The sequence below is a fragment of the Ruegeria sp. BI12 genome (assembly GCF_056537985.1).
The window spans coordinates 1,031,162-1,053,348 of record NZ_JBQFSL010000001.1 but is presented as its reverse complement, the minus strand read 5'-3'; the positions used below and the strand labels follow the sequence as shown (position 1 = coordinate 1,053,348).

Sequence of the window (22,187 nt, the reverse complement as noted above, 5' to 3'; positions counted from 1 at the left end):
CCCCAGATGACGGGTCTAGCCGTCCCCGCGGTTTTGCTTCCCCTTAAGTACCTTGCCTAGAGGCATTGCCGGAGTCGCAGCATTGATCTGTATCAATTATCTCTCTTCAAGCCCCCCGACAAGTAAAGTTACGGCCATCAGACGCGAGGAAACGACGCAGGCGATCCCCCTGCCACACTTCCTGTTTCCAATAGTATACTCCAAATCCTGCCGATACGCACTGGACGGCGCCGCCCGTGCTGATAGGTTCCGCAGCAGTTCACGCCATTCAGGAGAAGCTCATGTCGCTAGACGCTGTTCTGAGCAGGATCGACACCGATCTGACCACATCCATCGACCGGTTGATGGAATTTCTGCGCATCCCATCAATCTCGACCGACCCGGCATACAAAGAGCAGGTCAATCAGGCGGCCGACTGGCTTGTTGCAGATCTGCAAAGCATCGGCATAGCCGCCGAAAAACGCGAGACCCCGGGTCACCCGATGGTCGTTGGCCATGCGGGCGAAGACGGCGACGGCCCCCATGTTCTGTTTTACGGTCACTACGACGTCCAACCCGTTGACCCGCTGGAACTTTGGAACCGAGACCCCTTTGATCCCGCCCTAGAAGACACCGAAAACGGTCAGGTCATCCGTGGCCGAGGTTCTTCAGATGATAAGGGTCAGTTGATGACCTTTGTCGAGGCTTGCCGCGCGTGGAAAGCCATCCACGGCACTCTGCCCTGCCGCATCACGTTTTTCTTCGAAGGCGAAGAGGAATCCGGCTCGCCCTCGCTGGTTCCGTTCCTGGAAGCCAACAAGGAAGAGTTGAAGGCCGATCTGGCACTGGTCTGCGACACCTCGATGGTCTCGCGTGGCGTGCCCTCCATCGCCTCGCAATTGCGCGGCATGCTCAAGGATGAATTCACCATCATCGGTCCCCGCATCGATCTGCATTCCGGTCACTACGGCGGCCCGGGCCTCAACCCGCTGCGTGAGTTGTCAAAGATCGTCGCCTCTTTCTATGACGACGAAACAGGGCGTGTGGCCGTAGAAGGGTTCTACGAAGGTGTGCACGAAGTACCCGCCGAGCAACTTCGCCAGTGGGAAAACTGCGGGTTTGATGAGGCGGAATACCTGAATTCGGTTGGCTATTCGCAGCCGCATGGTGAAAAAGGATATTCCACACTGGAGCAGCAATGGGCGCGTCCGACACTGGAAGTGAACGGTTTGTGGGGCGGCTACAACGGCGCAGGTTCGAAAACCGTGATCCCGTCCGAAGCGCACTGCAAGATCACTTGCCGTCTTGTCGGTGACATGGACCCCGACGCCCTGCGCGACAAGATCCGCAAACACGTTGATGATCGCCTGTCGCCGGACGCGAAAGTCGTCTGGGACAATGACCTGGAGGGCTCTCCTGCGTCCGTCATGAACCTCGACCGCCCAGAATTCGAAGCGGCGCGCGGCGCATTGTCCGATGAATGGAACCGCGAGGCTGTCTTTACCGGCATGGGCGGCTCGATTCCGGTCGTCGGCTATTTCGACACGGTTCTCGGGCTGGATTCGATGCTGGTCGGCTATGCCAATGATGACGACGCCATCCACTCACCTAATGAGAAGTATGACGTGAAGAGCTTCCACAAGGGCATCCGCTCGTGGGCGCGCATTCTGGATGCTTTGAACAAGTAAACAAAAAAGGCACCGCCCAATTTGCGGTGCCTTTTTTCTGGGGTTAGGCCCCTATCACATGTGAATTACGCGTCCGTAAGCGTCCAACACACTTTCATGCATCATTTCAGACAGGGTTGGATGCGGGAAGACGGTGTTCATCAGGTCCTCTTCCGTGGTTTCCAGCTGGCGTCCCACGACGTAACCCTGAATCAACTCGGTAACTTCTGCGCCGATCATGTGCGCGCCCAGCAACTCACCGGTTTTTGCGTCAAAGACTGTCTTGATCAGGCCCTCGGGCTCGCCCAGTGCAATGGCCTTGCCGTTGCCGATGAACGGGAACCGACCGACCTTGATATCATAGCCCAGTTCTTTGGCCTTGGCCTCGGAGTACCCAACCGACGCCACCTGCGGCTGACAGTAGGTGCACCCGGCAATGCTCTCGGGTTTCACCGGATGTGCGTGCTTGCCGGCGATCAGCTCAGCAACCATGACACCTTCGTGGCTGGCCTTGTGCGCCAGCCAAGGCGCGCCTGCGATGTCACCAATTGCGTAAAGGCCGTCGACTCCTGTACGGCAGAACTCATCTGTTACGACGTGGGTGCGGTCGATCCTGACGCCCAGTGCCTCAAGCCCAAGACCTTCAACATTCCCTACAATCCCCACGGCCGAAATCACGGTGTCAAAGTCGTGCTTTTCGACCTTGCCCTTAACTTCGATATGCGCGGTGACCTTGCCCTTACCACGATCCAGTTGCTTGACCATCGCTTTTTCCATGATGGTCATGCCTTGTTTGGTAAAGGCCTTCTTGGCGAGCGCACTGATTTCAGCGTCTTCAACCGGCAAGACACGATCCATCACCTCGACCACAGTCGTGTCGGCACCCAATGTATTGTAGAAGCTGGCGAATTCGATCCCGATCGCACCTGATCCGATGACCAGCAGTTTCTTCGGCATCCGCGGCGGCTGCAGAGCGTGTTTGTAAGTCCAGACCAGATCGCCGTCTGCTTCCAGACCCGGCAATTCCCGCGCTCGCGCACCGGTGGCCAGAACAATGTTCTTGGCCGCCAGTTCCTCGGTGCCCTTGTCGGTTTTGACGGTAACCTTGCCCTTCGCAGGGATCGTGGCCTCGCCCATGACCACAGTCACTTTGTTCTTTTTCAACAGGTGGCCGATGCCGCCCGACAGTTGCGCCGCAACCCCGCGCGAGCGCTTTACGACCGCGTCCAGATCATACCCAACCTTGTCCGCGCTCAGCCCAAAATCCTTCGCACGCTCCATCAGGTGGAACACTTCGGAGGAACGCAGCAGTGCCTTGGTCGGAATACAACCCCAGTTCAGACAGATACCGCCCAGATGCTCACGCTCGACCACCGCTGTTTTCAGGCCCAGCTGGGCGGCGCGAATAGCAGCCACATACCCGCCAGGGCCGGCGCCAATTACGATCAGATCAAAAGATTGTGCTGCCATGTTTCCCTCTCGGCGCAGGTCGATTCAGAAATTAGTTTACCATTAAACTAATTTTCAGAACGCATCAACATATTGCTCCCGCGACAAAACGGACGCAGGGTAAACCGGCGCGGAATGCGCAATTTTCAGCCTATACCGCACGCGAAGCTATGGCTAGAAGATACACACCGGACCTTCCCGGGCTTTGTGAAACCCAAGTCATTCGAAAGGCTTACCATGGCCAAAACGCTAAAAGATTTGTTGCTTGCCGTGCTGAATGCCACGCTTATCCTGATCGCACTTTGTCTGTTTCTGGGGTGGAAGCTGGCCTCGACGGTCGACGGAATTACAGGCAAATTTGCCGAAAAAGTTCAGATTGTAGCTCCCTTGAAGGAAGAGGTTCAGGGGATACGCGGCGAATTGACGGCATTGCGCAGCGACTTGTCATCCCTTCAGCTTAGTGGAACAGCGGCTGACAGCGCGACCGCCCGGAAACTGTCTGACGCTTTGGGAAAGCTGGATGGTCTGGAAAGCAACCTGCAAGCTGCTCAGTCCAGAATAGCTGAATTGACCGAGGCCCCGGACCAGTTAATCAACACAGCAATTGAAAACTCGGCCGACATCGTTGCCGACCGGATCATCGCAATCCGAGGCTGCGAACCCGCGTCCTAGCCGGCGGCCTGGAGCTCGCGCACTGTGGCGCCGTACCCGCCCATATCGACATAGGCGGCCTCGTGCTCGGTCATCGGGCGCGAGAGGGCGTCGTTGCGATACGGGAAACGGCCGAACTTGCGGATCACTTCGCGATGCGCCCGTGCGTGCAACAGGTTGCCGTCGGCGCCGTCGGTCATGTTTTGACACATCAAGCGCACGCAGCGTTCCTGATCACACAGGTTTTCCGAATGCATCAATGGAAGATAGAAGAACTGGCGGGCCGGTTCGTCGATCTTCAGATCCCACCCTTTGTCCACCGCACATTTCGCCGCCGACAAAGCCGCGCGGTCTGACGCGAACGCCTTGGCCCGCCCCCGGAACATGTTGCGTGGAAACTGATCCATCAGGATGATGTATGCCAAAGCACCGCTGGGATAGGTCAACCAGAGGGAAAACTTGCCTTCATTCGCAGCCTCCCACGTAGTCAGGAACCTTTCGCGAATTTCAGCATCCAATGCGTCGTCCTGCAGATACCACCCTTTGGGACCAACTTCATCTAACCAAAAACTCAATACTTCTTCAGGACTTGCCATGCCCTTAACTCCGTCGTGTTGCCCCCCCAGGGACGTAACGTCATTAAAGTGCGTTTTACAGGTTTGTAACAGTAAAATATTGCAACACTTGCGACATATTTTCGTGTCCTAGGCAACATCTTGCGTTTCTTGCTCGGCTTCAGCGGCCTCAATGGCCACTTCCTGTGCAACCTCAAACGCAACTGGGGACGCCGTTGGATAGACGGGGGACATCGTGCCGGTTTCGTCAATTGGGATCGCCGCACGTTGTGTCATGCGATACATCGCGTAAGCAGCCATCGTGACCAGCAAAGCGGCAATGAACAGGAAAAAGCCCGGAGGACCAAAGACTCCATCGCCCATAAGCCAACCGGTGATCAACGGACCAGCGATGGCTCCGAGGCCGTTGATGAACAACAGACCGCCAGATGCTGCGGCCATGTCCTCGTGATCCAGAAAGTCATTCGCATGGGCAATCAGCAATGAATACAGGGGGTTCGACATACCGCCGATCACAAATGCTACGCCCAGCAGGATTGGAAACGTGACCCCGAACACCATGCCGACAAAAGCCGCGCAACCACCAACCCCTGCAACAAGCATAATTAGGAAGCGGCGATCCATGCGGTCAGACATCCACCCCAATGGATATTGCAAGACCAAAGCACCGATATAGAAAGCGGCAATGAAAGTCGAAATCTCGACCAGTGTCAGGCCGGCGCGGGCACCGTATACCGACGCCATCCCGAACTGCGCAGAGAACACGCCACCCAAAAGAAACATGCCGACACAGCCCAATGGCGAATAACCGAACAATTCGCGCAGCGTCATTGGCTTGGTTGTGTCAAAAGCTGGTGTCGGCGAAATCGATAGCAGAATTGGCGCAAAAGAGACCGAAACCAGAATGGACGCGATCACAAAGGTGTCGAACCCGGCCGGATCGCCCAACAAAACCAAGCCTTGTGCGCTGATGATGCCAGTCATCTGGAAGATCATATAAAGGGACAACGCCTGGCCACGGTTCTCGTTGCTCGCTGCATTGTTGAGCCAGCTTTCTGCTGTGACGTAAACTCCGGAAAAACAGAAACCGATCACGACACGGCCAAGAATCCAGATAACCGGGTCAGTCATCAACGGGTACATGATCATCACGGCCGAGATGAACGACGCCAGTGCCGCAAAGACCCGCACATGCCCGACGCGGCGGATCATTTCCGGCGCGAGACGCGACCCGCCTAGGAAGCCGACAAAGTAGGCCGACATCACGAACGACATTTGCAGGGTCGAGAAACCCTCAATCTCGCCGCGAACACCCAGAATTGTCCCCTGAAGGCCGTTTCCGACCATCAACAAACCCATACCGAGCAATAGCGCCCATGCGCTGGAAAGGACCTGAAGCATTAGGGTCTCCGAATATTTCCGACCAAGATTATGGCACCGTTTTGCAATCAAAAACGGCTTTGGTCATGCTTGTCTACGACATTGGAAAGATTCGATCCCGACAACGCGTCCCTTACGGGATCAAAAGCGACGCATCCCCGTACGAGAAGAACCGGTAATTCTGTTCAATTGCATGCGCATACACATTCCTCATACGCTCTTGCCCCATCAAGGCCGAAACCAGCATCAACAGGGTAGACTTCGGAAGGTGAAAATTGGTCATCAATGCGTTGGTCACGTGAAATTTGAAGCCAGGGTAAATGAAGATATCAGTCTCACCTTCCCACGGCTCGATCTGCCCCGAGCGCGCCGCGCTTTCGATCAGACGCAGTGCGGTGGTGCCAACCGGGATGACGCGCCCGCCGGCCGCCTTGGTTTCCCGTATCTCTTGCGCGGCGGCGGCGCTGACACTCCCCCACTCTGCGTGCATCTTGTGCGTCGTCACGTCCTCGACCTTGACCGGCAGAAACGTCCCCGCGCCCACATGCAGTGTAACATGGGTGAATTCGATGCCGCGCTCGCCCAGCGCCTGTATCAATGCCTCGTCAAAATGCAGCGAGGCCGTGGGGGCAGCTACCGCTCCGGAATTGCGGGCCCAGATTGTCTGGTAGTCGGTCTTGTCCTGCTCATCCGCTGGTCGCTTAGCGGCGATGTATGGCGGTAGCGGCATTGCACCGGCGTGCTCCAGCGCCGCATCGAAATCGTCGCCAGACAGGTTGAATCGCAGATACGCCTGCCCGTCTTCGACCCGTTCGAGACTGGCGCTAAGCTGATCCGAGAACTGAATATCCTCGCCCAACTTTACCTTTTTCAGCGGCTTGATCAGGGAAGCCCAAGTGCCGTCAGCCTGCGGATCCAGAAGCGTCGCCTCAATCGCGGCTGAAACAGGGCCCTGTGCGCTGTCGCGATGGCGCCGCCCGTTCAGGCGCGCAGGGATTACGCGCGTGTCGTTCAGCACCAAACGGTCGCCGGGTTGCAGCCAGTCGGGCAGATCAAAGACGTGTGCATCCGAAATCGCATCACCATCGGCCACCAGCAGGCGCGCGCTTGAGCGTGGGCTGGCGGGACGTGTGGCAATCCGGTCTTCTGGCAGATGGAAATCAAAATCGCTGAGTTTCATAGCCGCGCCATACAATTCCGGATCAGATTCAGCAACAGCCCATTCTGATGCCTGGGGTCACATTCAGAAGCCTGGGGTCAGTTGTCACGTGGCGGAGACCCAAACGTCTTTTTGGGCTCATCCGGCTTTTGTCGTTGTGCGTTGGGACCATCTGACACAGTCGGCGCCGGGGCGCGCAGCAAGTTGCGTAAGAACAGGGGGGCAAGGCCCGACAGTGGGTTTACCGAAACCTTTGGTTTGGTCAGTGGCCCTGTCAGACTGTAATTGAACCCAATTACGCCCTCGCCTTTTTTCGTAAACACACTTCCAATCGCGTTCACCAGGTAGATTGGCGAGATCGCACCACGCAGATTCAGCACACCCGCAACCGTGTCGACCGTTCCGTCAAAGGACAAGCCGATCGACGGGCCGACGGCACTACCGCTCAGGACCTTGATCTCGGTCGGGGTTATCCGCATGCGGCTGTCGATGGTTGAGAAAAAGATCCCCTGCCCCGTCATCTCGTCCAGCAGCCCTACGAGACTGATTGCGTCAAGCAGCGCGGCCATTGCAGGTGCGTCGGTAATGCGTGTGTTCACGATTTTTAGGATGACATCATAGTTTCCCGGTGCGCTGACCGGTTCCAACTGCAAATCCAAACCGCCGCCACGAGCCTGCGTGATTACACCAGCTGACCTTAACACGGCCCCGGCATCGCCAGATTTGATGTTTACAGCGCTACCGCTGTCTCGTGGGCTCACCTGCCCACTGACCGCAGCACCGCCATTCACATTTGCGGTAAATGTGCCGTTCACGCCCCCTGTGGTTTGGAACGCGCCCCGGAACCCTGTTAGCGCAATGTCTTCAGTCACCTGAAGGCGGTCCAACAGGACGTCGACCCTTGGTCCGGGGCCGGACCCACCGCCGCCACCGCCCTCACCAAAGGTTGCGAGGCCCAAATTCAAGACACCCCCCTGAACGACGATATTGGGAACAGACCCGCCGGTGTTGATCAATTCCGCCGGAACTGCCAGCCAATTGCCCAAATCAAACGAACTGAACCGAATCCGGTCAAAGGCACCCCCGTCCCGGAAAAAGATCGACGCTGAAGTGCGCAGCCCCGCCACATCAAGTGTCAACTCATCCACACTGGTCTTTTCACCCAACGTGGCGTCCAGCGTCATCTTTCCGGTCGCCCCCGTACCCTTGCGCCAACCAAGTTCCGGAATAGCCAGACCGACCCCCGCAAGGTCCGAGGTCGCCGAAAGCTTGATCGGTTCATCCGCACCGATGCCTACGGTAATGTTCGCCGTACCTTTCCCGGTAAGCATGCCCGATGGCAGCGGCACGTTCAGCTCGCTCAGCAGCAAGGGCGACAGCTCGATCTGTCCAGTTAACTCACTGCGTTGTGGTCCCGCTCCGCCGATGGGCTGATGCCACGCGACCTGCATAGGCACTTGACCAAACAATCCATAGCCGTCGATTTCAACCTCGGTCTGGTTTCCGGACAAGTTCAATTGGTCTGCGCTGACCGAATAGCCGGGGACAAGCTGGTCACTTTGGACATTGTCGATTTCGCCAGTGTAGTGGAACTCGGTATCTTGAAACTTCAGCCCTTTTTTCAAGGGCAACGACAAGGTGCCAGTCAAGCTGACGTCACCCGCGGCCAGATCAACCGGCAGGTTGGCTTTGCTCATCAAGCTCAATGGTGGACGGTCCAGTAGCGACAAAGCTGCCTCGACACTACCGCGCGCCTGAATCCGTGCAATCGCGGGCGTTCCGCCTTTGGCTGTTGTATCCGGTATAATGAACGACGTCCCCGAGGCATCCACCGCCCCTCCCTGATCGGCGATGACAACGCCCTTTTCGGCGGTGACAGTGAAACGGTCCTTCAACAGGCTGAGTCGACCTTGCCCGTCCTCGATCAGCGGTAAGGTCTTGGCAAACCTGATCTTGGCCTTTTCGAACCCGAGGCCAAGATAGAGATCCGGCTTACTGCCTGGATGCAGGCGAAGAGAAAACTCCACATCCGAAAACTGACCTTCGTACAGGTTTTCCGACACCCATTTTCGCGGGTTCGGCGCCAGCTTCTCGGGCCAGTACCGCAATAGGTTCTCGGATCCCATTCTGTCCAGTTGTGCATCCAGTTCGGCATCCCAGCCGTCGGGCTGGCCGATCAGCTTACCCGTCGCGTGCAGCTCGTGCAGGGCATCCGTGACGGTCAACTGCCCAAGCTGAAGCTCGAACGGAGCAAGCTTCAGCTGAAAATCCAGATCTGCCCGCGCCGTTTCCAACGATTCCGGGAACAGCCCACCGGGATAGATGTCGATACTGTTCAGGGTCAGCTGGGACGTCAGGCTTTCAAGCACCCCATTTTCGACGCCGTTCAGGTAAGCTTTGCCTTCGGCCTGCACGGCACCCAGATCGGATACAACCGAGGCCTCGTTGAATTCCAGAATCTGCCGTGCCGGGTCATAGGTGAAATAGGCCCGCGCAGATTCGAACCCGATAGGACGCGTCTCAGGTCTTGGCTGCAGGACGCCCTCGCCCAGATTCAACGTTGCAAACAGCGGACCCAGCGCGGCTTGTCCGTCAACACTGCCCCGCAACGCGCCGGAAATCGGTGCTTTGAGCACTTGCAACCAGGCCAGCGCAACGCTTTGGGTGGCAATGTCTTCCGAAGGAAGATCAGTGATCGAAACGCCAAAACTGGCCTGCGGGGTCCCAAGCACGCTGGTATAATTTGCTTCGATCGTGCTGGCGTAATCGCGGCCGGTCAGAACCGAAAAGCCGGTCGCCAGCCGCATTTCATCCCCATCCCGGATGATTGAGATATGTCCGCCGTCAATAACCCATGCGCGCCCCAGCCGCAGATCCTGGTAGTCCAGCGTCAGCGATTCCAGATCGATCGTCCGCAAACCCGACAGGATCGGGGACAGAAACACATCATCTGATTCCGCGATGAGTTGTGCCAGCGTTGGGGCCTTCTGAACCGGTGTACTTCCCGACCCAACGGTGAGCGACAAGGCGCCATCCTCACCGCGGGTCAAAGCGATCTGCGCGCCACGCAACACAATCCGTCGGGGCCTGATTTGGCCACGCAGCAATGCGCGCATCGACAACCGGGTCCGCAAGTCCGACACTTGGGCGATCTGCTGCCCTGCCGCGTCACTGATGGTTACATCTGTAAACCGAATACGCGGACGCCAGTTTTCGTTTACGATGAAGCTGGCGTCACCAAAGGTGAATTTCAAACCGCCAAGGCTGCGCTCAAGACGTTCTTCTACCCTCTGCTTGACCCAATCCGGCGCGTGCAGCTGTTTCCCGATCAGAAAGAACCACCCTGCGCCAGCCAGCAGGCACAGCAATAACAAGGATCCAATGCTCCAGCGCGCGGCAATATGACGGCGTGACCGGCGACGCACAGGCATCTCGGTCAGGTCACCACTTGCGTCTTCGTGCTGAGCCAATTTTTTATCCAAGTCTTTCAACCCGCTCGCGTCGCCCTATTATGCCGGGCAGCACTTAAAATCCTTTAGCGGAGTTTCCAATGCCCGACGTAACAGACATCGCCCCTGATTTCACATTACCCCGTGACGGCGGCGGCAAGGTGACCCTTTCGGATCTGCGCGGCGGCACCGTCGTGCTGTTTTTCTATCCCCGCGATGATACGCCGGGCTGCACCAAGGAATCCATCGGTTTCTCAGAACAACTTCAGGAGTTTGCCGATGCAGGCGCTCAAGTTTTCGGCATCTCGCGGGACAGCGTCGCCAAGCACGACAAATTTGTAGCCAAGCACAGCCTGACGACCCCGCTGTTGTCGGACGAAGGGTCTTCGGTCTGCGAGGACTATGGCGTCTGGGTTGAAAAGAACATGTACGGCAAGAAATCCATGGGGATTCAGCGCTCGACCTTCCTGATCGATGCCGAGGGCAAGATCGCCAAGGTCTGGCGCAAAGTCAAAGTCCCCGGCCATGTGGAAGAAGTGCTTGCGGCGGTGCGCAGCCTGTAATCCTCTCGACCACGGTCGTCATCCGGTTTAAGAGCCGTCCATCTCAATCTACGGAGACAAAGCGGTGTCCAAAACACTGACCCAGATGGCGACCGAAGTCCTGACAACAGCAGATGGCCGGGAAAAAACTGCCCTGTCCAAACGCCATGCCGCCGCCTGGTTCGCATCACGCAAGGGCGACACGCCTGAAATCGAGGTCGGTACCGCAATTCCTCCGCTGAACCCCGCTCGCCCGGACAAGCCCGAGTTACTGTCACCCCGTGAAGTTCCAAAGCGCAAACCCGGAACCGAGGCCGGGCGTATCGCTCTGTTGCACGCGGTTGCGCATATCGAGCTGAACGCCGTGGACCTGCACTGGGACATCATCGCGCGGTTCGGCCACGTGCCGATGCCAGTCGGGTTTTACGATGACTGGGTCAAATGCGCCGAAGAAGAATCGCGGCATTTTGAGATGGTCTGTGATTGTCTGGAAAATATGGGCAGCCACTATGGCGCCCTGCCCGCACATGCTGGGATGTGGCGCGCCGCCGAGGATACGACTGAAGACCTGATGGGACGGCTGGCAGTTGTACCCATGGTCCTGGAGGCCCGCGGACTGGACGTGACACCCGGCATGATCGACATATTCCGCAAAGCTCAAGCCGAAGAGGCAATCGCCGCGCTGGAAGTCATCTATGCCGAAGAAGTGGGCCACGTCGCCTATGGTTCAAAGTGGTTTCACTTCCTGTGCGGGCGTGAAAATGCCGATCCCAAGGATGTGTTTCACGAGTTGGTGCGCCAGTACTTCCATGGCGTTCTGAAACCTCCGTTTAACGAAGAAAAACGGGCCGAGGCCGGACTGCCGCCGGATTTCTACTGGCCACTGACGGAAGATCTGCCGCTTCCGGGACAGACGTAATAACCCTGCTCAAGTTGACGTTATCGGCAATTTCCCGCCTAGAATCGGCGGCAAAAACCTGTAACGCAAGGTCGATTTGTTAACAAACTTGCCCAAAGCCCCCTCTCCCTCTATGCACTTCGCCCAAGGGACGGCTATCACTCACGACCGATCCCGATCTTTGGGGATGGAGAGGTAGGACGCGTGAGAACACGTCTGGCAATTAAGTTACATTCACTGTTCGAGCGGCACTTTCCCGAGCGCCGTGTCTTTCTGAAATCAGATAGCGATACGCGATTTATCCGGCTCAGCTCGGAAACGCAGGTTTTTGCCGTTGCCGGGGTCGCGTTATTCGTAGGATGGACGGCGGTTGCGACCGCGATCCTTTTGATGGACAGCATCGGATCGGGGAACTTCCGAGAGCAGGCGAAACGCGATCAGGCGACCTATCAGGAACGCCTGAATATCATGTCTGCAGAACGGGACGTGCGCGCGCAAGAAGCTCTGGCAGCTCAGGACCGGTTCAATGCAGCGCTTGAGCAGATTTCGGCCATGCAGTCAGAATTGCTGGCATCGGAAAACCGCCGCCGCGAGCTTGAAACCGGGATCGAAGTCATCCAGACCACACTGCGCGCCACCATGAAACAGCGCGAAGAAGCCCGGACAGAATTGGTCACGCTGCAGCAGGAAGCTGGCGAAGGTGATATGTACCTGGCCGCCGTTTCCAACCCTGAGCAGATGAACTTCATGACCGAGGCGCTGTCCCGCACCGCCGAAGAACGAGACCAGATTGCGGCGGACGCCAAGGACGCACTGGAACAGCGTGACGATCTTGAGCTGGAAATCCGGCTGATGCAGGAACGCAGCGACGAGATATTCCGCCAACTGGAAGAGGCGATGGTGATCTCGGTTGAACCACTGGACAAGATGTTCCGCCAGGCCGGCATGCCCACCGACCGCATCATCGAAGAAGTCCGCCGCGGATACAGCGGCATGGGCGGCCCCCTAACCCCTATTTCTTTTAGCACGCGCGGTGAGGAACTGACCCCCGACGAGATCCGCGCAAATACTCTGCTGCAACAGATGGATCAGTTGAACCTGTATCGAATTGCAGCAGAGAAAGCGCCGTTTGCAAGTCCCGTCAATTCCGTCGTGCGATTCACGAGCGGTTTCGGGACGCGCCGCGACCCCAAGACAGGTGGTCGCCGCATGCATAACGGCGCTGATTTCGCAGGTGCCCATGGCACCGGCATTTTTGCCACCGCCGACGGTGTGGTCACCCACGCCGGCTGGCAGTCCGGGTTCGGACGGTTGGTAAAAATCAAGCACGCGTTCGGAATTGAGACACTTTATGCCCATAACACGAAGATACGTGTGAAGGTTGGTCAAAGGGTCTCGCGCGGGGATCATATTGCTGATATGGGTAGCACCGGACGGTCGACCGGCACGCATTTGCACTATGAAGTTCGCGTGAACGGAAAACCTGTTAACCCAATGACTTACATCAAGGCTGCGAGAAATGTTTTCTAAGAGCAAAATCAACGAGCCCGCATCCAATGCACCCGAGGCGGCGAAACCTGCCGCTCCGGCGACTCCGGCTGCCCCTGCACCGGCAGAAACCAAAGCCAGCACTGCGCCCAAGCCCAAGCCGCCGGCGTCGGTTCTGTCCTCGGACCTGCACATCACGGGTAACCTAAAGACTTCGGGCGACATCCAGGTCGAAGGCACTGTCGAAGGCGACATCCGCGCGCATCTGCTGACAATCGGCGAGACCGCGACTATCAAGGGCGAAGTCACCGCCGACGACGTCGTGATCAACGGCCGTATCGTTGGCCGCGTCCGTGGTCTGAAGGTGCGCCTGACGTCGACAGCACGTGTTGAAGGCGACATCATCCACAAGACCATCGCAATCGAAAGCGGCGCGCATTTCGAAGGATCGGTTCAGCGTCAGGACGACCCCCTGAACCCAGGCCGTAGCGGCAAGTCGGGCGCGAACCCGGCGGCCGAGGTCAAGCAGTAACACGTACTGCCTTCCAATGTTTCGAACGCCGCGGGGAAACCTGCGGCGTTTTTCATTTGACGGGGACTAAGGTTTTCCGGTTTCAACTGCCCGACGGGTCCTTATATTGGCCCCTATGTTGTTCTTTTTCGTTGCAATCGCGCTGATCGCTGGTTTCTTTCTGTATCGCCACTGGTCCAAGTCTCAGGCGCGCCAAAAACTGTTGTCCACACCGCTGACGGACCATAAGCGCCTCCTCATTGAACAGCAGGTACCACTGATCCGCCGCCTGCCCCTGGACCTGCGTGTCAAGCTGGATGGCAAGGTGAACTTGTTTCTGGATCAGGTTCGTTTCTTTGGCTGCGACGGGCTTGAGGTGACAGAAGAGATGGAACTGGCCATCGCCGCGCAAGCCTGCTTGCTGATTGTAAACAGCGATCTTTGGTACGATCACCTGACCACGATCCTCATCTATCCCAACGCCTTCAAGTCCCGGCAACGCAGGCAGGAGGGTTATGTGGTCAGCGAGAAAGAGATCGTGCGCACCGGTGAAAGCTGGGACCGCGGGCCCGTTATCCTGTCCTGGACCCACAGCAAACTCGGCGCGCTGAATGATCATGACGGGCAGAATGTCGTGTTGCATGAATTTGCGCACCAGATCGACGACCTTTCCGGTGGCACAAATGGTGTCCCGATCCTGAGCGACGGGCAGAGCTTTGCTGAGTGGGAGCGCGTCTTTCTGTCGGCCTACGACACCCTTGTCCGTGCCGTCGAAAGCGGGCGACGCACCGTAATCGACGCCTACGGCGCAACTGGGCATGAAGAGTTCTTTGCCGTTTCAGTCGAAGTGTTCTTTGAAAAGCCCCGCGACCTGAAATCCGAAGCGCCCGAGGTCTATGACCAACTTGCCAAACTGTTTCGTCTGGACCCGGTTGCATGGGCCTGATCGCCGCTTGCCCAGCATGCGGCAACCGACGACTTTTGTCTGACCAAACGATAGTTTAACAAATTTCAATTTTTGATTTACACTGAAAGCCATTGTTTTCTGGAGGACTTTTCATGTCATCAAAACTAATGGCCGAATTCTTTGGCACCTTTTGGCTGGTTCTGGGAGGTTGCGGCAGTGCTGTTCTAGCCGCCGGAGTGGCAGATGTGGGAATTGGCTGGCTGGGCGTTTCTTTCGCCTTCGGTCTAACCGTTCTGACGATGGCCTATGCCGTCGGGCATATCTCGGGCGGTCATTTCAACCCTGCTGTCAGCCTTGGACTGATGATCGGCGGCCGGTTTCCGGCCAAGGATCTAATCCCCTATTGGGTCGCTCAGGTCATTGGCGCAATAGCCGCCGCCGCGGTCCTTTACCTGATCGTCAGCGGCGCGCCCGGCTTTGAAGGCGTGGGTGGGTTTGCCTCGAATGGATACGGTGAAGCGTCACCAGAAGGCTACTCTCTGACCTCTGCCCTTGTGATCGAGATCGTCATGACCGCGTTCTTCATCATCATCATCCTTGGGGCCACATCCAGCGGCGCTCCAGCCGGGTTCGGCCCCATCGCAATCGGACTTGGTTTGACCTTGATCCATCTGATCTCGATCCCGGTGACCAACACTTCCGTCAACCCGGCCCGATCCACCGGAGTTGCCCTGTTCGCGGACGCGCCGGCCCTTGGACAATTGTGGCTCTTCTGGGTCGCTCCATTGATCGGTGGCGCGATCGGCGCACTGATCTGGAAGGCGATGACAACGGACGACTAAAGGCTAAGCGGGGGAAAATTTCCCCCGCTTTCAAATTCCTAAGTTATCATCCCTGACGACACCACGCGCGAACAGGGAGGTACACATGCTTCGAACACTGATGGTCACAGCGGTGACGTTGAACGCGACAGCGGTACGGCCAACATCAATGGCATCGACATGTACCACGCAACCTATGGCACTGCCGAAGGCACGCCCGTTTTGCTGATCCACGGCGGTCTTGCGCATGGCGATATCTGGGCAGCGCAAGTTGCTGATTTGGCCAGCGACCACAGTGTGATCGTGGCGGATACGCGGGGGCACGGCCGTTCAGCCAATGACGGCAGCACCTACAGCTACGAACTTTTGGCTCAGGATTACCTGGCATTGCTGGATCACCTCAATGTTGAGCAAGTACATCTGGTCGGATGGTCGGACGGTGCCAACATTGGCTACACAATCTCGACCACGGCGCCGGATCGTCTTGCCAGCCATTTCGCCCATGCGGGCAACGTTACTTTGGATGGGATTGACCCCTCAGTCGAAACCAACGAAGTCTTTGGGGCTTACGTAGGGATGATGGCTGAGGACTATGCCGCCATGTCCCCCACTCCGGACGGGTTCGAAGCGTTTCTGGGCGGTGTCGCGCAGCCATGTGGGCGACGGAAAAGCCCGGAGGGCTTGAGGAGCTGAAATCCGTAAACGTGCCCACTCTGGTCGTGCAGAGCGAACATGACGAAGCAATTCTGACCGAACACTCACAGGCGATTGCCGAGGCGATTCCGGACGCTGAACTATTGATTTTGAAAGACGTCAGTCACTTTGCGTCATTTCAAGATCCGGACACATACACGCAAGCGATCCGAAACTTCATCGACCAATGACGAGAAACCCGGCGCTGGGGTAAGCGCCGAGTTCAAAGATCACTCGGTAACGGTGACTTTTTTCATCACGTCCGGCTGGCCGATCACCGCGCCATTCTGACCCTCACCGCGTTTGATCGCGTCTACCACGTCCATGCCGCCGGTCACCTGACCAACAACCGTGTACTGGCCGTTCAGGAACGGGCCCGGTTCGAACATGATGAAAAACTGCGAGTTGGCGCTGTTGGGGTTTTGCGCCCGCGCCATTCCAACCACGCCCCGGTCAAATTCGAAATCCGAAAATTCGGCCGGAAGGTCCGCACGGTCAGAACCGCCGGTGCCAGCGCGACGCAAATCTCCGCCCAGACGGCCATGCTCAACATCGCCAGTCTGTGCCATGAAGCCGTCGATCACGCGGTGAAACACCACGCCATCGTATTTCCCTTCGTTGGCCAGGGCAGCGATTTGCTCGACATGTTTCGGGGCCAGATCATCGAACAGGTCGATAGTGACAGTGCCATTGGCCCCCTCACCTTCGATCTCGACCTCGAGGCCCGTGGCCAGCGCCGGGCTGGCCAACAAGGCAAAAGCAGCAGCCAGCTTATACATCGGCTGCCACCTTGACGCTGATCATGCGGTCAGGGCTCATCGGCGGCTCGCCACGAACGATGGCGTCCACATGCTCCATCCCGTCGATGACGCGACCGTAAACGGTATACTGACCGTTCAGGAAGTGGTTGTCCTTGAAGTTGATGAAGAACTGCGAGTTGGCCGAATCCGGGCTCTGCGAACGGGCTGCACCCAGCGTGCCGCGGTCATGCGGCAGTTTCGAAAATTCAGCAGGAACGTTCGGCAGAGAAGACCCGCCGGTACCCGCCATACGCAGGTTGAACCCGTCTTCCATGTCGCCGTGCTGAACATCGCCGGTCTGCGCCATGAAACCATCGATTACACGGTGAAAGGCCACGTTGTCATACTCACCGCTGCGCGCCAGTTCCTTCATGCGAGCGCTGTGCTGGGGCGCTACATCCGGCAACAGCTCGATGACGACATTGCCGTCTTTGAGTTCGACGATGATTGTGTTTTCGGGATCCTTGATCTCGGCCATGAGGCCCTCCTGTCGTTTTATCTTGCGCAAATACCTATGCGCAGGGCGCGGGAATGCCAAGTGACGCATTGACCTGACGGCAAAATGCAGGAAAAGAACCGCCTAAGTCACTTTCATATTTGTCGAGGATTGCGCGATGGGCTGGAAAACACTGGACGACATGGACCTGAACGGCAAGCGCGTGCTGGTGCGCGTGGATATCAACGTGCCGGTAGTCGACGGCGTGGTGACCGACGCCACCCGTATCGAGCGCATCGTGCCGACCGTGAAGGACATTTTGGCAGCTGGCGGCAAACCCATCCTGCTGGCGCATTTCGGACGCCCGGGCGGCGAACGTCGCCAAAACCTGTCCCTGAAGCAGCTTGTTCCGACATTGGAGACGGCCTTTGGCACCAAGGTTCGGTTCGGCGATGACTGCGTGGGGATCGAGGCGGAAACAGCGGCAGCCAACCTCAGCGCTGGCGAAGTGCTATTGCTGGAAAACACGCGCTTTCACGCGGCAGAAACCAAAAACAGCCCGGAACTGGCTGCCGGCATGGCAAAGATGGGTGACGTCTATTGTAACGATGCCTTCTCGGCCGCGCACCGTGCGCACAGCTCGACTGAAGCACTGGCCCGGTTGCTGCCCGCCTGCGCGGGCCGCCTGATGCAGCAAGAGCTGAGTGCGTTGGAAGCCGCGTTAGGCGCGCCTAAACGCCCGGTTACTGCGGTTGTCGGCGGCGCCAAGGTTTCGACCAAGCTGGACCTGCTGGGCAACCTGATCGAAAAGGTGGATTACCTGGTCATCGGCGGGGGCATGGCGAACACCTTCCTCGTCGCGCAAGGCGTGAATGTCGGCAAATCGCTTGCGGAAACCGCGATGAAAGACACCGCCGCCGAGATCCTGGCCAAGGCCGAAACGACCGGCTGCCAGATCGTCCTGCCTCGCGATGTCGTTGTCTCTGAAAAGTTCGAGGTTCACGCCCCCAATCAGGTCCTTCCAGCCGATCAATGCCCTGCAGACGGCATGATCCTTGACGCTGGCCCCGAGACCGTAGCTGAAATCACCGCGATTTTTGAGAAGAGCCAAACACTCATCTGGAACGGTCCGCTGGGCGCGTTCGAGATTGAACCTTTTGATGCCGCGACCAACGCAGCGGCCTTGAAAGCGGCCGAGTTGACAAGGTCGGGCCAGCTTGTGTCGGTTGCGGGCGGCGGCGACACAGTTGCTGCGCTGAATGCGTCCGGTGCTGCGAGGGACTTTTCCTACATTTCGACCGCCGGGGGTGCCTTCCTGGAATGGATGGAAGGCAAAACGCTGCCCGGCGTTGCTGCGCTGGAACAGTAACGCCCCTTTTGTCTGGTAATCGGCGTTCATGGTACAATATCCCTTAAACCGGGAGATGATCTGCCATGAAAGCCGTTGCCGCCCTTACCGTCATGCTTCTGCCTTCTGCCGCATTCGCTCAATCCCACTGCGACGGGCACACACAGCTCGATCTCAATTTTTGCGCCAAAGAGAAATGGGAAGCGGCAGATCAGGAGCTGAACCGCCTGTGGTCAGAGATCAAGCCAATCGCTGACGCGCGTGGTGACGGGCAGCCCCTTCTGACCGAACAACGCGCCTGGTTGAAACGCCGTGACGCAACCTGCGACCCAGAACTTAACAGCGACGGCAGTGCGGCACCGATGTTCTTCTGGGCCTGCATGGAAGAACAGACCTTAACGCGTAATCAAGCGCTTGAATCCCGGCGCTGAGGGTCCCGCCAAATAGTGCGGCATCACCGGACTATCATATTTATTCGTCGATCTTCAAAAAGTGCGAATCAAGGGATTCACAAGCCGAATCACCTGTGACATAGTGTTGGCAGATGTCCGAAAAGGGCACGTTTAGAGGCAGACTTCATACGGCGGTAAACAGAGTGTCCCGTTCCCATCGGCCCGGTTTGGGCGCAGTTGCATTTTTCATGGTGGCTTTCATGCTGGGTGTTTATTTCACCTTCGCCGCCGTGCAGGGTGATTATGGCCTGTTCCGGCGGGTCGAGATTGCAGCGGAACGGGACGCCCTGTCGCGCGACTTGGCTAAACTGGATGCCGAGATCGCCGAGATGGAAAACCTGACGCGTCGCCTTTCGGACAACTATCTGGATCTGGACCTTTTGGATCAGCAGGCACGGTCCGTGCTGGGCATGATCCGCTCGGATGAAATCGTCATTCGCTGATCCTGGCGTCGATGCGGATCCAATTTAACCTTATGATCACGCGCTGAATTCTGCCCGGCCGGACGCTGCGTCACATTTCCCCTCGCCAGAAAGCAGGAAATGCTTTAAGAGATAGTTTAACGCTAAACTATCTTGCCGAGAGGGGGAGATCGCCACTATGGCTGCGCGAAAAACCACAAAGAAACCAAATGTTTCTGCGGAAGAACTTACCGAATACTACCGTGAGATGCTGCTGATCCGGCGATTCGAGGAAAAGGCCGGTCAGCTCTACGGCATGGGTCTTATTGGCGGTTTCTGCCACCTCTACATCGGCCAAGAGGCCGTTGTTGTCGGCCTCGAAGCGGCCGCTGAAGAAGGTGACAAGCGCATCACATCGTACCGCGACCACGGTCACATGCTGGCCTGCGGCATGGATCCGGGCGGTGTGATGGCCGAGCTGACCGGGCGCGTTGGCGGACTGTCCAAGGGCAAAGGTGGCTCGATGCACATGTTCTCGAAAGAGAAGCATTTCTATGGTGGCCACGGCATCGTTGGTGCACAGGTACCGCTCGGTGCCGGTCTGGCATTTGCCGACAAGTACAAAGGCAACGGACGCGTGACATTCACCTATTTCGGTGACGGCGCCGCGAACCAGGGCCAGGTCTATGAAACCTTCAACATGGCCGCCCTGTGGGATCTGCCGGTGGTGTTCGTGATCGAGAACAACCAATACGCCATGGGAACCGCGCAGGCGCGCTCGACTTCGACCAAGGATATCTACCACCGCGGCGAAGCGTTCGGCATCCCTGGTGAGATCGTCAACGGTATGGATGTACTGGCAGTCAAAGCAGCTGGCGAAAAGGCTGTTGCACACTGTCGTGCGGGCAAAGGCCCCTACATCCTCGAGATCAAGACCTACCGCTATCGCGGCCACTCGATGTCCGACCCGGCCAAGTACCGCACCCGAGAAGAGGTTCAGAAGGTCCGCGAACAAAGCGATCCTATCGAACACGTGCGCGAGCTGCTGCTGACCGGCAAACACGCGACCGAGGATGATCTGAAGGCGATCGACAAAGAGATCAAAGAGATCGTCAACCAGGCCGCCGAATTCTCAAAAGAAAGCCCCGAGCCTTCCGTCGAAGAGCTCTGGACCGACATTTACGCCTGAGAGGACGATTAAGACATGGCAACCGAAATTCTCATGCCCGCCCTTTCGCCCACAATGGAAGAGGGCACGCTGGCCAAGTGGCTGGTCAAGGAAGGCGACACCGTATCCAGCGGCGACATTATGGCCGAGATCGAAACCGACAAGGCGACGATGGAGTTCGAAGCCGTCGATGAAGGCATAGTCGGCAAGATCCTGATCGCTGAAGGCACCGAAGGGGTCAAGGTCAACACCCCAATCGCAGTGCTGGTTGAAGAAGGCGAAGACGCCTCTGCCATTTCGGCGGCTGCGCCCGCTGCCGCGGTGGTGGCCGAGGCCGCCCCAGCGGCGGCAGAGGCCCCCGCCCCAGTCGCAGCTGCTCCTGCCGCTCCGAAGGTGGACTTGTCTCCGGACTGGCCGGCAGATGCGCCGATGGAACAGCAGACCGTGCGTGAAGCCTTGCGCGATGCGATGGCCGAAGAAATGCGCAGCGACGAAGATGTTTACCTGATGGGCGAAGAAGTCGCTGAGTATCAGGGCGCCTACAAGATCAGCCAAGGTATGCTGGACGAGTTCGGCAGCAAGCGGGTCATCGACACCCCGATCACCGAACACGGCTTTGCCGGCATCGCCGTCGGATCCGCCATGGCCGGACTGAAACCGATTGTCGAGTTTATGACCTTCAACTTCGCCATGCAGGCGATTGACCAGATCATCAACTCGGCGGCCAAGACGCTCTATATGTCCGGTGGCCAGATGGGTTGCCCCATCGTGTTCCGTGGTCCAAACGGCGCGGCCGCGCGCGTGGCCGCTCAGCACAGCCAGGATTACGCGGCGTGGTATATGCAGATCCCCGGTCTCAAGGTGGTGATGCCCTATTCCGCCGCTGACGCCAAAGGTCTGCTGAAATCGGCAATTCGCGATCCCAACCCGGTTGTATTTCTGGAAAATGAAATCCTCTACGGTCGCTCTTTCGACATGCCGCAGGTGGATGACCTTACGATTCCGCTGGGCAAAGCACGCATCTGGCGCGAAGGCTCGGACGTGACAATCGTCAGCTTTGGTATCGGCATGCAATACGCGCTTGAAGCAGCTGACAAACTGGCTGAGGAAGGCATCAGCGCCGAGGTTATCGACCTGCGCACGATCCGTCCGATGGACACCGGCGCGATCATTAACTCGGTGATGAAGACCAACCGTTTGGTGACAGTCGAAGAAGGCTGGCCGCAAGGCTCTGTCGGCGGATACATCTCGTCCGTGGTGATGCAAGAGGCCTTCGACTATCTGGATGCACCGGTCATTAACTGTACCGGCAAGGATGTCCCGATGCCTTACGCCGCGAACCTGGAAAAACTGGCCCTGATCACAACCGAAGAAGTGATCGCCGCCGTCAAACAAGTGACCTACCGGTAAGGA

22 protein-coding genes are annotated in these 22,187 nt (G+C 57.7%); 15 read left to right on the top strand and 7 right to left on the bottom strand.

Annotated elements, in window-relative coordinates:
- Nucleotides 1–281 precede the first annotated feature (281 nt).
- Nucleotides 282–1,667, top strand: a complete 1,386-nt coding sequence (locus ACR0AK_RS05475; RefSeq protein WP_480792638.1) for a dipeptidase — start codon at nt 282–284, stop codon at nt 1,665–1,667.
- A 54-nt stretch (nt 1,668–1,721) separates the two neighbouring features.
- Here ACR0AK_RS05475 and lpdA read toward each other — a convergent pair whose 3' ends face one another.
- Nucleotides 1,722–3,116, bottom strand: a complete 1,395-nt coding sequence (lpdA, locus tag ACR0AK_RS05470) for a dihydrolipoyl dehydrogenase (protein ID WP_170564476.1) — start codon at nt 3,114–3,116, stop codon at nt 1,722–1,724.
- A gap of 216 nt (nt 3,117–3,332) precedes the next feature.
- Here lpdA and ACR0AK_RS05465 point away from each other — a divergent pair, with 216 nt between their 5' ends.
- Entirely contained in the window at nt 3,333–3,767 is a 435-nt protein-coding gene (locus tag ACR0AK_RS05465; protein WP_170564479.1) for a nucleotide exchange factor GrpE, read from the top strand.
- Here the strand turns inward: ACR0AK_RS05465 and ACR0AK_RS05460 are convergent.
- The 4 genes from ACR0AK_RS05460 to ACR0AK_RS05445 form a co-directional block, all read right to left on the bottom strand.
- The gene (locus ACR0AK_RS05460; RefSeq protein WP_170564482.1) at nt 3,764–4,342 is read right to left on the bottom strand and encodes a DUF924 family protein; all 579 of its coding nucleotides are present in this window, start codon (nt 4,340–4,342) and stop codon (nt 3,764–3,766) included. The genes ACR0AK_RS05465 and ACR0AK_RS05460 overlap by 4 nt on opposite strands.
- A gap of 108 nt (nt 4,343–4,450) precedes the next feature.
- Nucleotides 4,451–5,722 (bottom strand): MFS transporter, encoded by a 1,272-nt coding sequence (locus ACR0AK_RS05455; RefSeq protein ID WP_480792637.1) that lies wholly within the window; start codon nt 5,720–5,722, stop codon nt 4,451–4,453.
- A 112-nt stretch (nt 5,723–5,834) separates the two neighbouring features.
- On the bottom strand, nt 5,835–6,881 hold the full coding sequence (gene queA / locus ACR0AK_RS05450; protein WP_480792636.1) for a tRNA preQ1(34) S-adenosylmethionine ribosyltransferase-isomerase QueA: 1,047 nt from the start codon (nt 6,879–6,881) through the stop codon (nt 5,835–5,837).
- A gap of 77 nt (nt 6,882–6,958) precedes the next feature.
- Nucleotides 6,959–10,330: a YhdP family protein gene (locus ACR0AK_RS05445; RefSeq protein ID WP_480792635.1), complete on the bottom strand. Its 3,372-nt coding sequence runs from the start codon at nt 10,328–10,330 to the stop codon at nt 6,959–6,961.
- An 80-nt stretch (nt 10,331–10,410) separates the two neighbouring features.
- Between ACR0AK_RS05445 and ACR0AK_RS05440 the strand changes: the two genes are divergently transcribed.
- The 8 genes from ACR0AK_RS05440 (at nt 10,411) to ACR0AK_RS05405 (ending at nt 16,360) form a co-directional block, all read left to right on the top strand.
- The gene (locus tag ACR0AK_RS05440; protein WP_480792634.1) at nt 10,411–10,872 is read left to right on the top strand and encodes a peroxiredoxin; all 462 of its coding nucleotides are present in this window, start codon (nt 10,411–10,413) and stop codon (nt 10,870–10,872) included.
- A gap of 85 nt (nt 10,873–10,957) precedes the next feature.
- On the top strand, nt 10,958–11,770 hold the full coding sequence (locus tag ACR0AK_RS05435; RefSeq protein WP_170564823.1) for a ferritin-like domain-containing protein: 813 nt from the start codon (nt 10,958–10,960) through the stop codon (nt 11,768–11,770).
- Between the two features lie 183 nt (nt 11,771–11,953).
- Nucleotides 11,954–13,279: a DUF5930 domain-containing protein gene (locus tag ACR0AK_RS05430; RefSeq protein WP_480792633.1), complete on the top strand. Its 1,326-nt coding sequence runs from the start codon at nt 11,954–11,956 to the stop codon at nt 13,277–13,279.
- Entirely contained in the window at nt 13,269–13,769 is a 501-nt protein-coding gene (locus ACR0AK_RS05425; protein WP_480792632.1) for a bactofilin family protein, read from the top strand. The genes ACR0AK_RS05430 and ACR0AK_RS05425 overlap by 11 nt, the downstream gene beginning before the upstream one ends.
- Nucleotides 13,770–13,884: 115 nt before the next feature.
- Nucleotides 13,885–14,694: a M90 family metallopeptidase gene (locus tag ACR0AK_RS05420; RefSeq protein WP_170564500.1), complete on the top strand. Its 810-nt coding sequence runs from the start codon at nt 13,885–13,887 to the stop codon at nt 14,692–14,694.
- Between the two features lie 113 nt (nt 14,695–14,807).
- On the top strand, nt 14,808–15,497 hold the full coding sequence (gene aqpZ, locus ACR0AK_RS05415) for an aquaporin Z (RefSeq protein WP_170564503.1): 690 nt from the start codon (nt 14,808–14,810) through the stop codon (nt 15,495–15,497).
- A gap of 159 nt (nt 15,498–15,656) precedes the next feature.
- A complete protein-coding gene (locus ACR0AK_RS05410; RefSeq protein WP_480792631.1) occupies nt 15,657–16,169 on the top strand; it encodes an alpha/beta fold hydrolase in 513 nt (170 codons plus the stop codon).
- Nucleotides 16,170–16,180: 11 nt separating this feature from the next.
- Nucleotides 16,181–16,360, top strand: a complete 180-nt coding sequence (locus ACR0AK_RS05405; protein WP_480792630.1) for an alpha/beta fold hydrolase — start codon at nt 16,181–16,183, stop codon at nt 16,358–16,360.
- Nucleotides 16,361–16,399: 39 nt separating this feature from the next.
- Here ACR0AK_RS05405 and ACR0AK_RS05400 read toward each other — a convergent pair whose 3' ends face one another.
- Together ACR0AK_RS05400 and ACR0AK_RS05395 are read right to left on the bottom strand one after the other, a co-directional pair.
- On the bottom strand, nt 16,400–16,948 hold the full coding sequence (locus ACR0AK_RS05400; protein ID WP_058277518.1) for a peptidylprolyl isomerase: 549 nt from the start codon (nt 16,946–16,948) through the stop codon (nt 16,400–16,402).
- Nucleotides 16,941–17,447 (bottom strand): peptidylprolyl isomerase, encoded by a 507-nt coding sequence (locus ACR0AK_RS05395; protein ID WP_170564507.1) that lies wholly within the window; start codon nt 17,445–17,447, stop codon nt 16,941–16,943. Before ACR0AK_RS05395 ends, ACR0AK_RS05400 begins: the two co-directional genes overlap by 8 nt.
- Before the next feature lie 136 nt (nt 17,448–17,583).
- On the opposite strand from ACR0AK_RS05395, the gene ACR0AK_RS05390 reads away from it, so the two are divergent.
- The 5 genes from ACR0AK_RS05390 to ACR0AK_RS05370 all read left to right on the top strand — a co-directional run bounded on the left by ACR0AK_RS05390 (nt 17,584) and on the right by ACR0AK_RS05370 (nt 22,184).
- Complete coding sequence (locus tag ACR0AK_RS05390; protein ID WP_480792629.1) at nt 17,584–18,774, top strand: phosphoglycerate kinase; 1,191 nt, start codon at nt 17,584–17,586, stop codon at nt 18,772–18,774.
- A 65-nt stretch (nt 18,775–18,839) separates the two neighbouring features.
- The gene (locus ACR0AK_RS05385) at nt 18,840–19,184 is read left to right on the top strand and encodes a lysozyme inhibitor LprI family protein (RefSeq protein WP_480792628.1); all 345 of its coding nucleotides are present in this window, start codon (nt 18,840–18,842) and stop codon (nt 19,182–19,184) included.
- Between the two features lie 164 nt (nt 19,185–19,348).
- A complete protein-coding gene (locus ACR0AK_RS05380) occupies nt 19,349–19,648 on the top strand; it encodes an FtsB family cell division protein (protein ID WP_170564516.1) in 300 nt (99 codons plus the stop codon).
- Between the two features lie 157 nt (nt 19,649–19,805).
- The gene (pdhA, locus tag ACR0AK_RS05375) at nt 19,806–20,795 is read left to right on the top strand and encodes a pyruvate dehydrogenase (acetyl-transferring) E1 component subunit alpha (protein ID WP_170564519.1); all 990 of its coding nucleotides are present in this window, start codon (nt 19,806–19,808) and stop codon (nt 20,793–20,795) included.
- 15 nt (nt 20,796–20,810) lie between these two features.
- A complete protein-coding gene (locus ACR0AK_RS05370) occupies nt 20,811–22,184 on the top strand; it encodes a pyruvate dehydrogenase complex E1 component subunit beta (protein ID WP_480792627.1) in 1,374 nt (457 codons plus the stop codon).
- Nucleotides 22,185–22,187 lie beyond the last annotated feature (3 nt).

Bases quoted from the DNA above. Each gene is read 5' to 3' on its own strand.
- pdhA (WP_170564519.1), top strand. From the start codon at position 19,806: ATGGCTGCGCGAAAAACCACAAAGAAACCAAATGTTTCTGCGGAAGAA.
- ACR0AK_RS05440 (WP_480792634.1), top strand. From the start codon at position 10,411: ATGCCCGACGTAACAGACATCGCCCCTGATTTCACATTACCCCGTGAC.
- ACR0AK_RS05385 (WP_480792628.1), top strand. From the start codon at position 18,840: ATGAAAGCCGTTGCCGCCCTTACCGTCATGCTTCTGCCTTCTGCCGCA.
- ACR0AK_RS05465 (WP_170564479.1), top strand. From the start codon at position 3,333: ATGGCCAAAACGCTAAAAGATTTGTTGCTTGCCGTGCTGAATGCCACG.
- ACR0AK_RS05435 (WP_170564823.1), top strand. From the start codon at position 10,958: ATGGCGACCGAAGTCCTGACAACAGCAGATGGCCGGGAAAAAACTGCC.
- ACR0AK_RS05420 (WP_170564500.1), top strand. From the start codon at position 13,885: ATGTTGTTCTTTTTCGTTGCAATCGCGCTGATCGCTGGTTTCTTTCTG.
- queA (WP_480792636.1), bottom strand. From the start codon at position 6,881: ATGAAACTCAGCGATTTTGATTTCCATCTGCCAGAAGACCGGATTGCC.
- lpdA (WP_170564476.1), bottom strand. From the start codon at position 3,116: ATGGCAGCACAATCTTTTGATCTGATCGTAATTGGCGCCGGCCCTGGC.
- ACR0AK_RS05370 (WP_480792627.1), top strand. From the start codon at position 20,811: ATGGCAACCGAAATTCTCATGCCCGCCCTTTCGCCCACAATGGAAGAG.
- ACR0AK_RS05410 (WP_480792631.1), top strand. From the start codon at position 15,657: ATGTACCACGCAACCTATGGCACTGCCGAAGGCACGCCCGTTTTGCTG.
- ACR0AK_RS05460 (WP_170564482.1), bottom strand. From the start codon at position 4,342: ATGGCAAGTCCTGAAGAAGTATTGAGTTTTTGGTTAGATGAAGTTGGT.
- ACR0AK_RS05425 (WP_480792632.1), top strand. From the start codon at position 13,269: ATGTTTTCTAAGAGCAAAATCAACGAGCCCGCATCCAATGCACCCGAG.
- ACR0AK_RS05455 (WP_480792637.1), bottom strand. From the start codon at position 5,722: ATGCTTCAGGTCCTTTCCAGCGCATGGGCGCTATTGCTCGGTATGGGT.
- ACR0AK_RS05395 (WP_170564507.1), bottom strand. From the start codon at position 17,447: ATGGCCGAGATCAAGGATCCCGAAAACACAATCATCGTCGAACTCAAA.
- ACR0AK_RS05400 (WP_058277518.1), bottom strand. From the start codon at position 16,948: ATGTATAAGCTGGCTGCTGCTTTTGCCTTGTTGGCCAGCCCGGCGCTG.
- ACR0AK_RS05475 (WP_480792638.1), top strand. From the start codon at position 282: ATGTCGCTAGACGCTGTTCTGAGCAGGATCGACACCGATCTGACCACA.
- aqpZ (WP_170564503.1), top strand. From the start codon at position 14,808: ATGTCATCAAAACTAATGGCCGAATTCTTTGGCACCTTTTGGCTGGTT.
- ACR0AK_RS05390 (WP_480792629.1), top strand. From the start codon at position 17,584: ATGGGCTGGAAAACACTGGACGACATGGACCTGAACGGCAAGCGCGTG.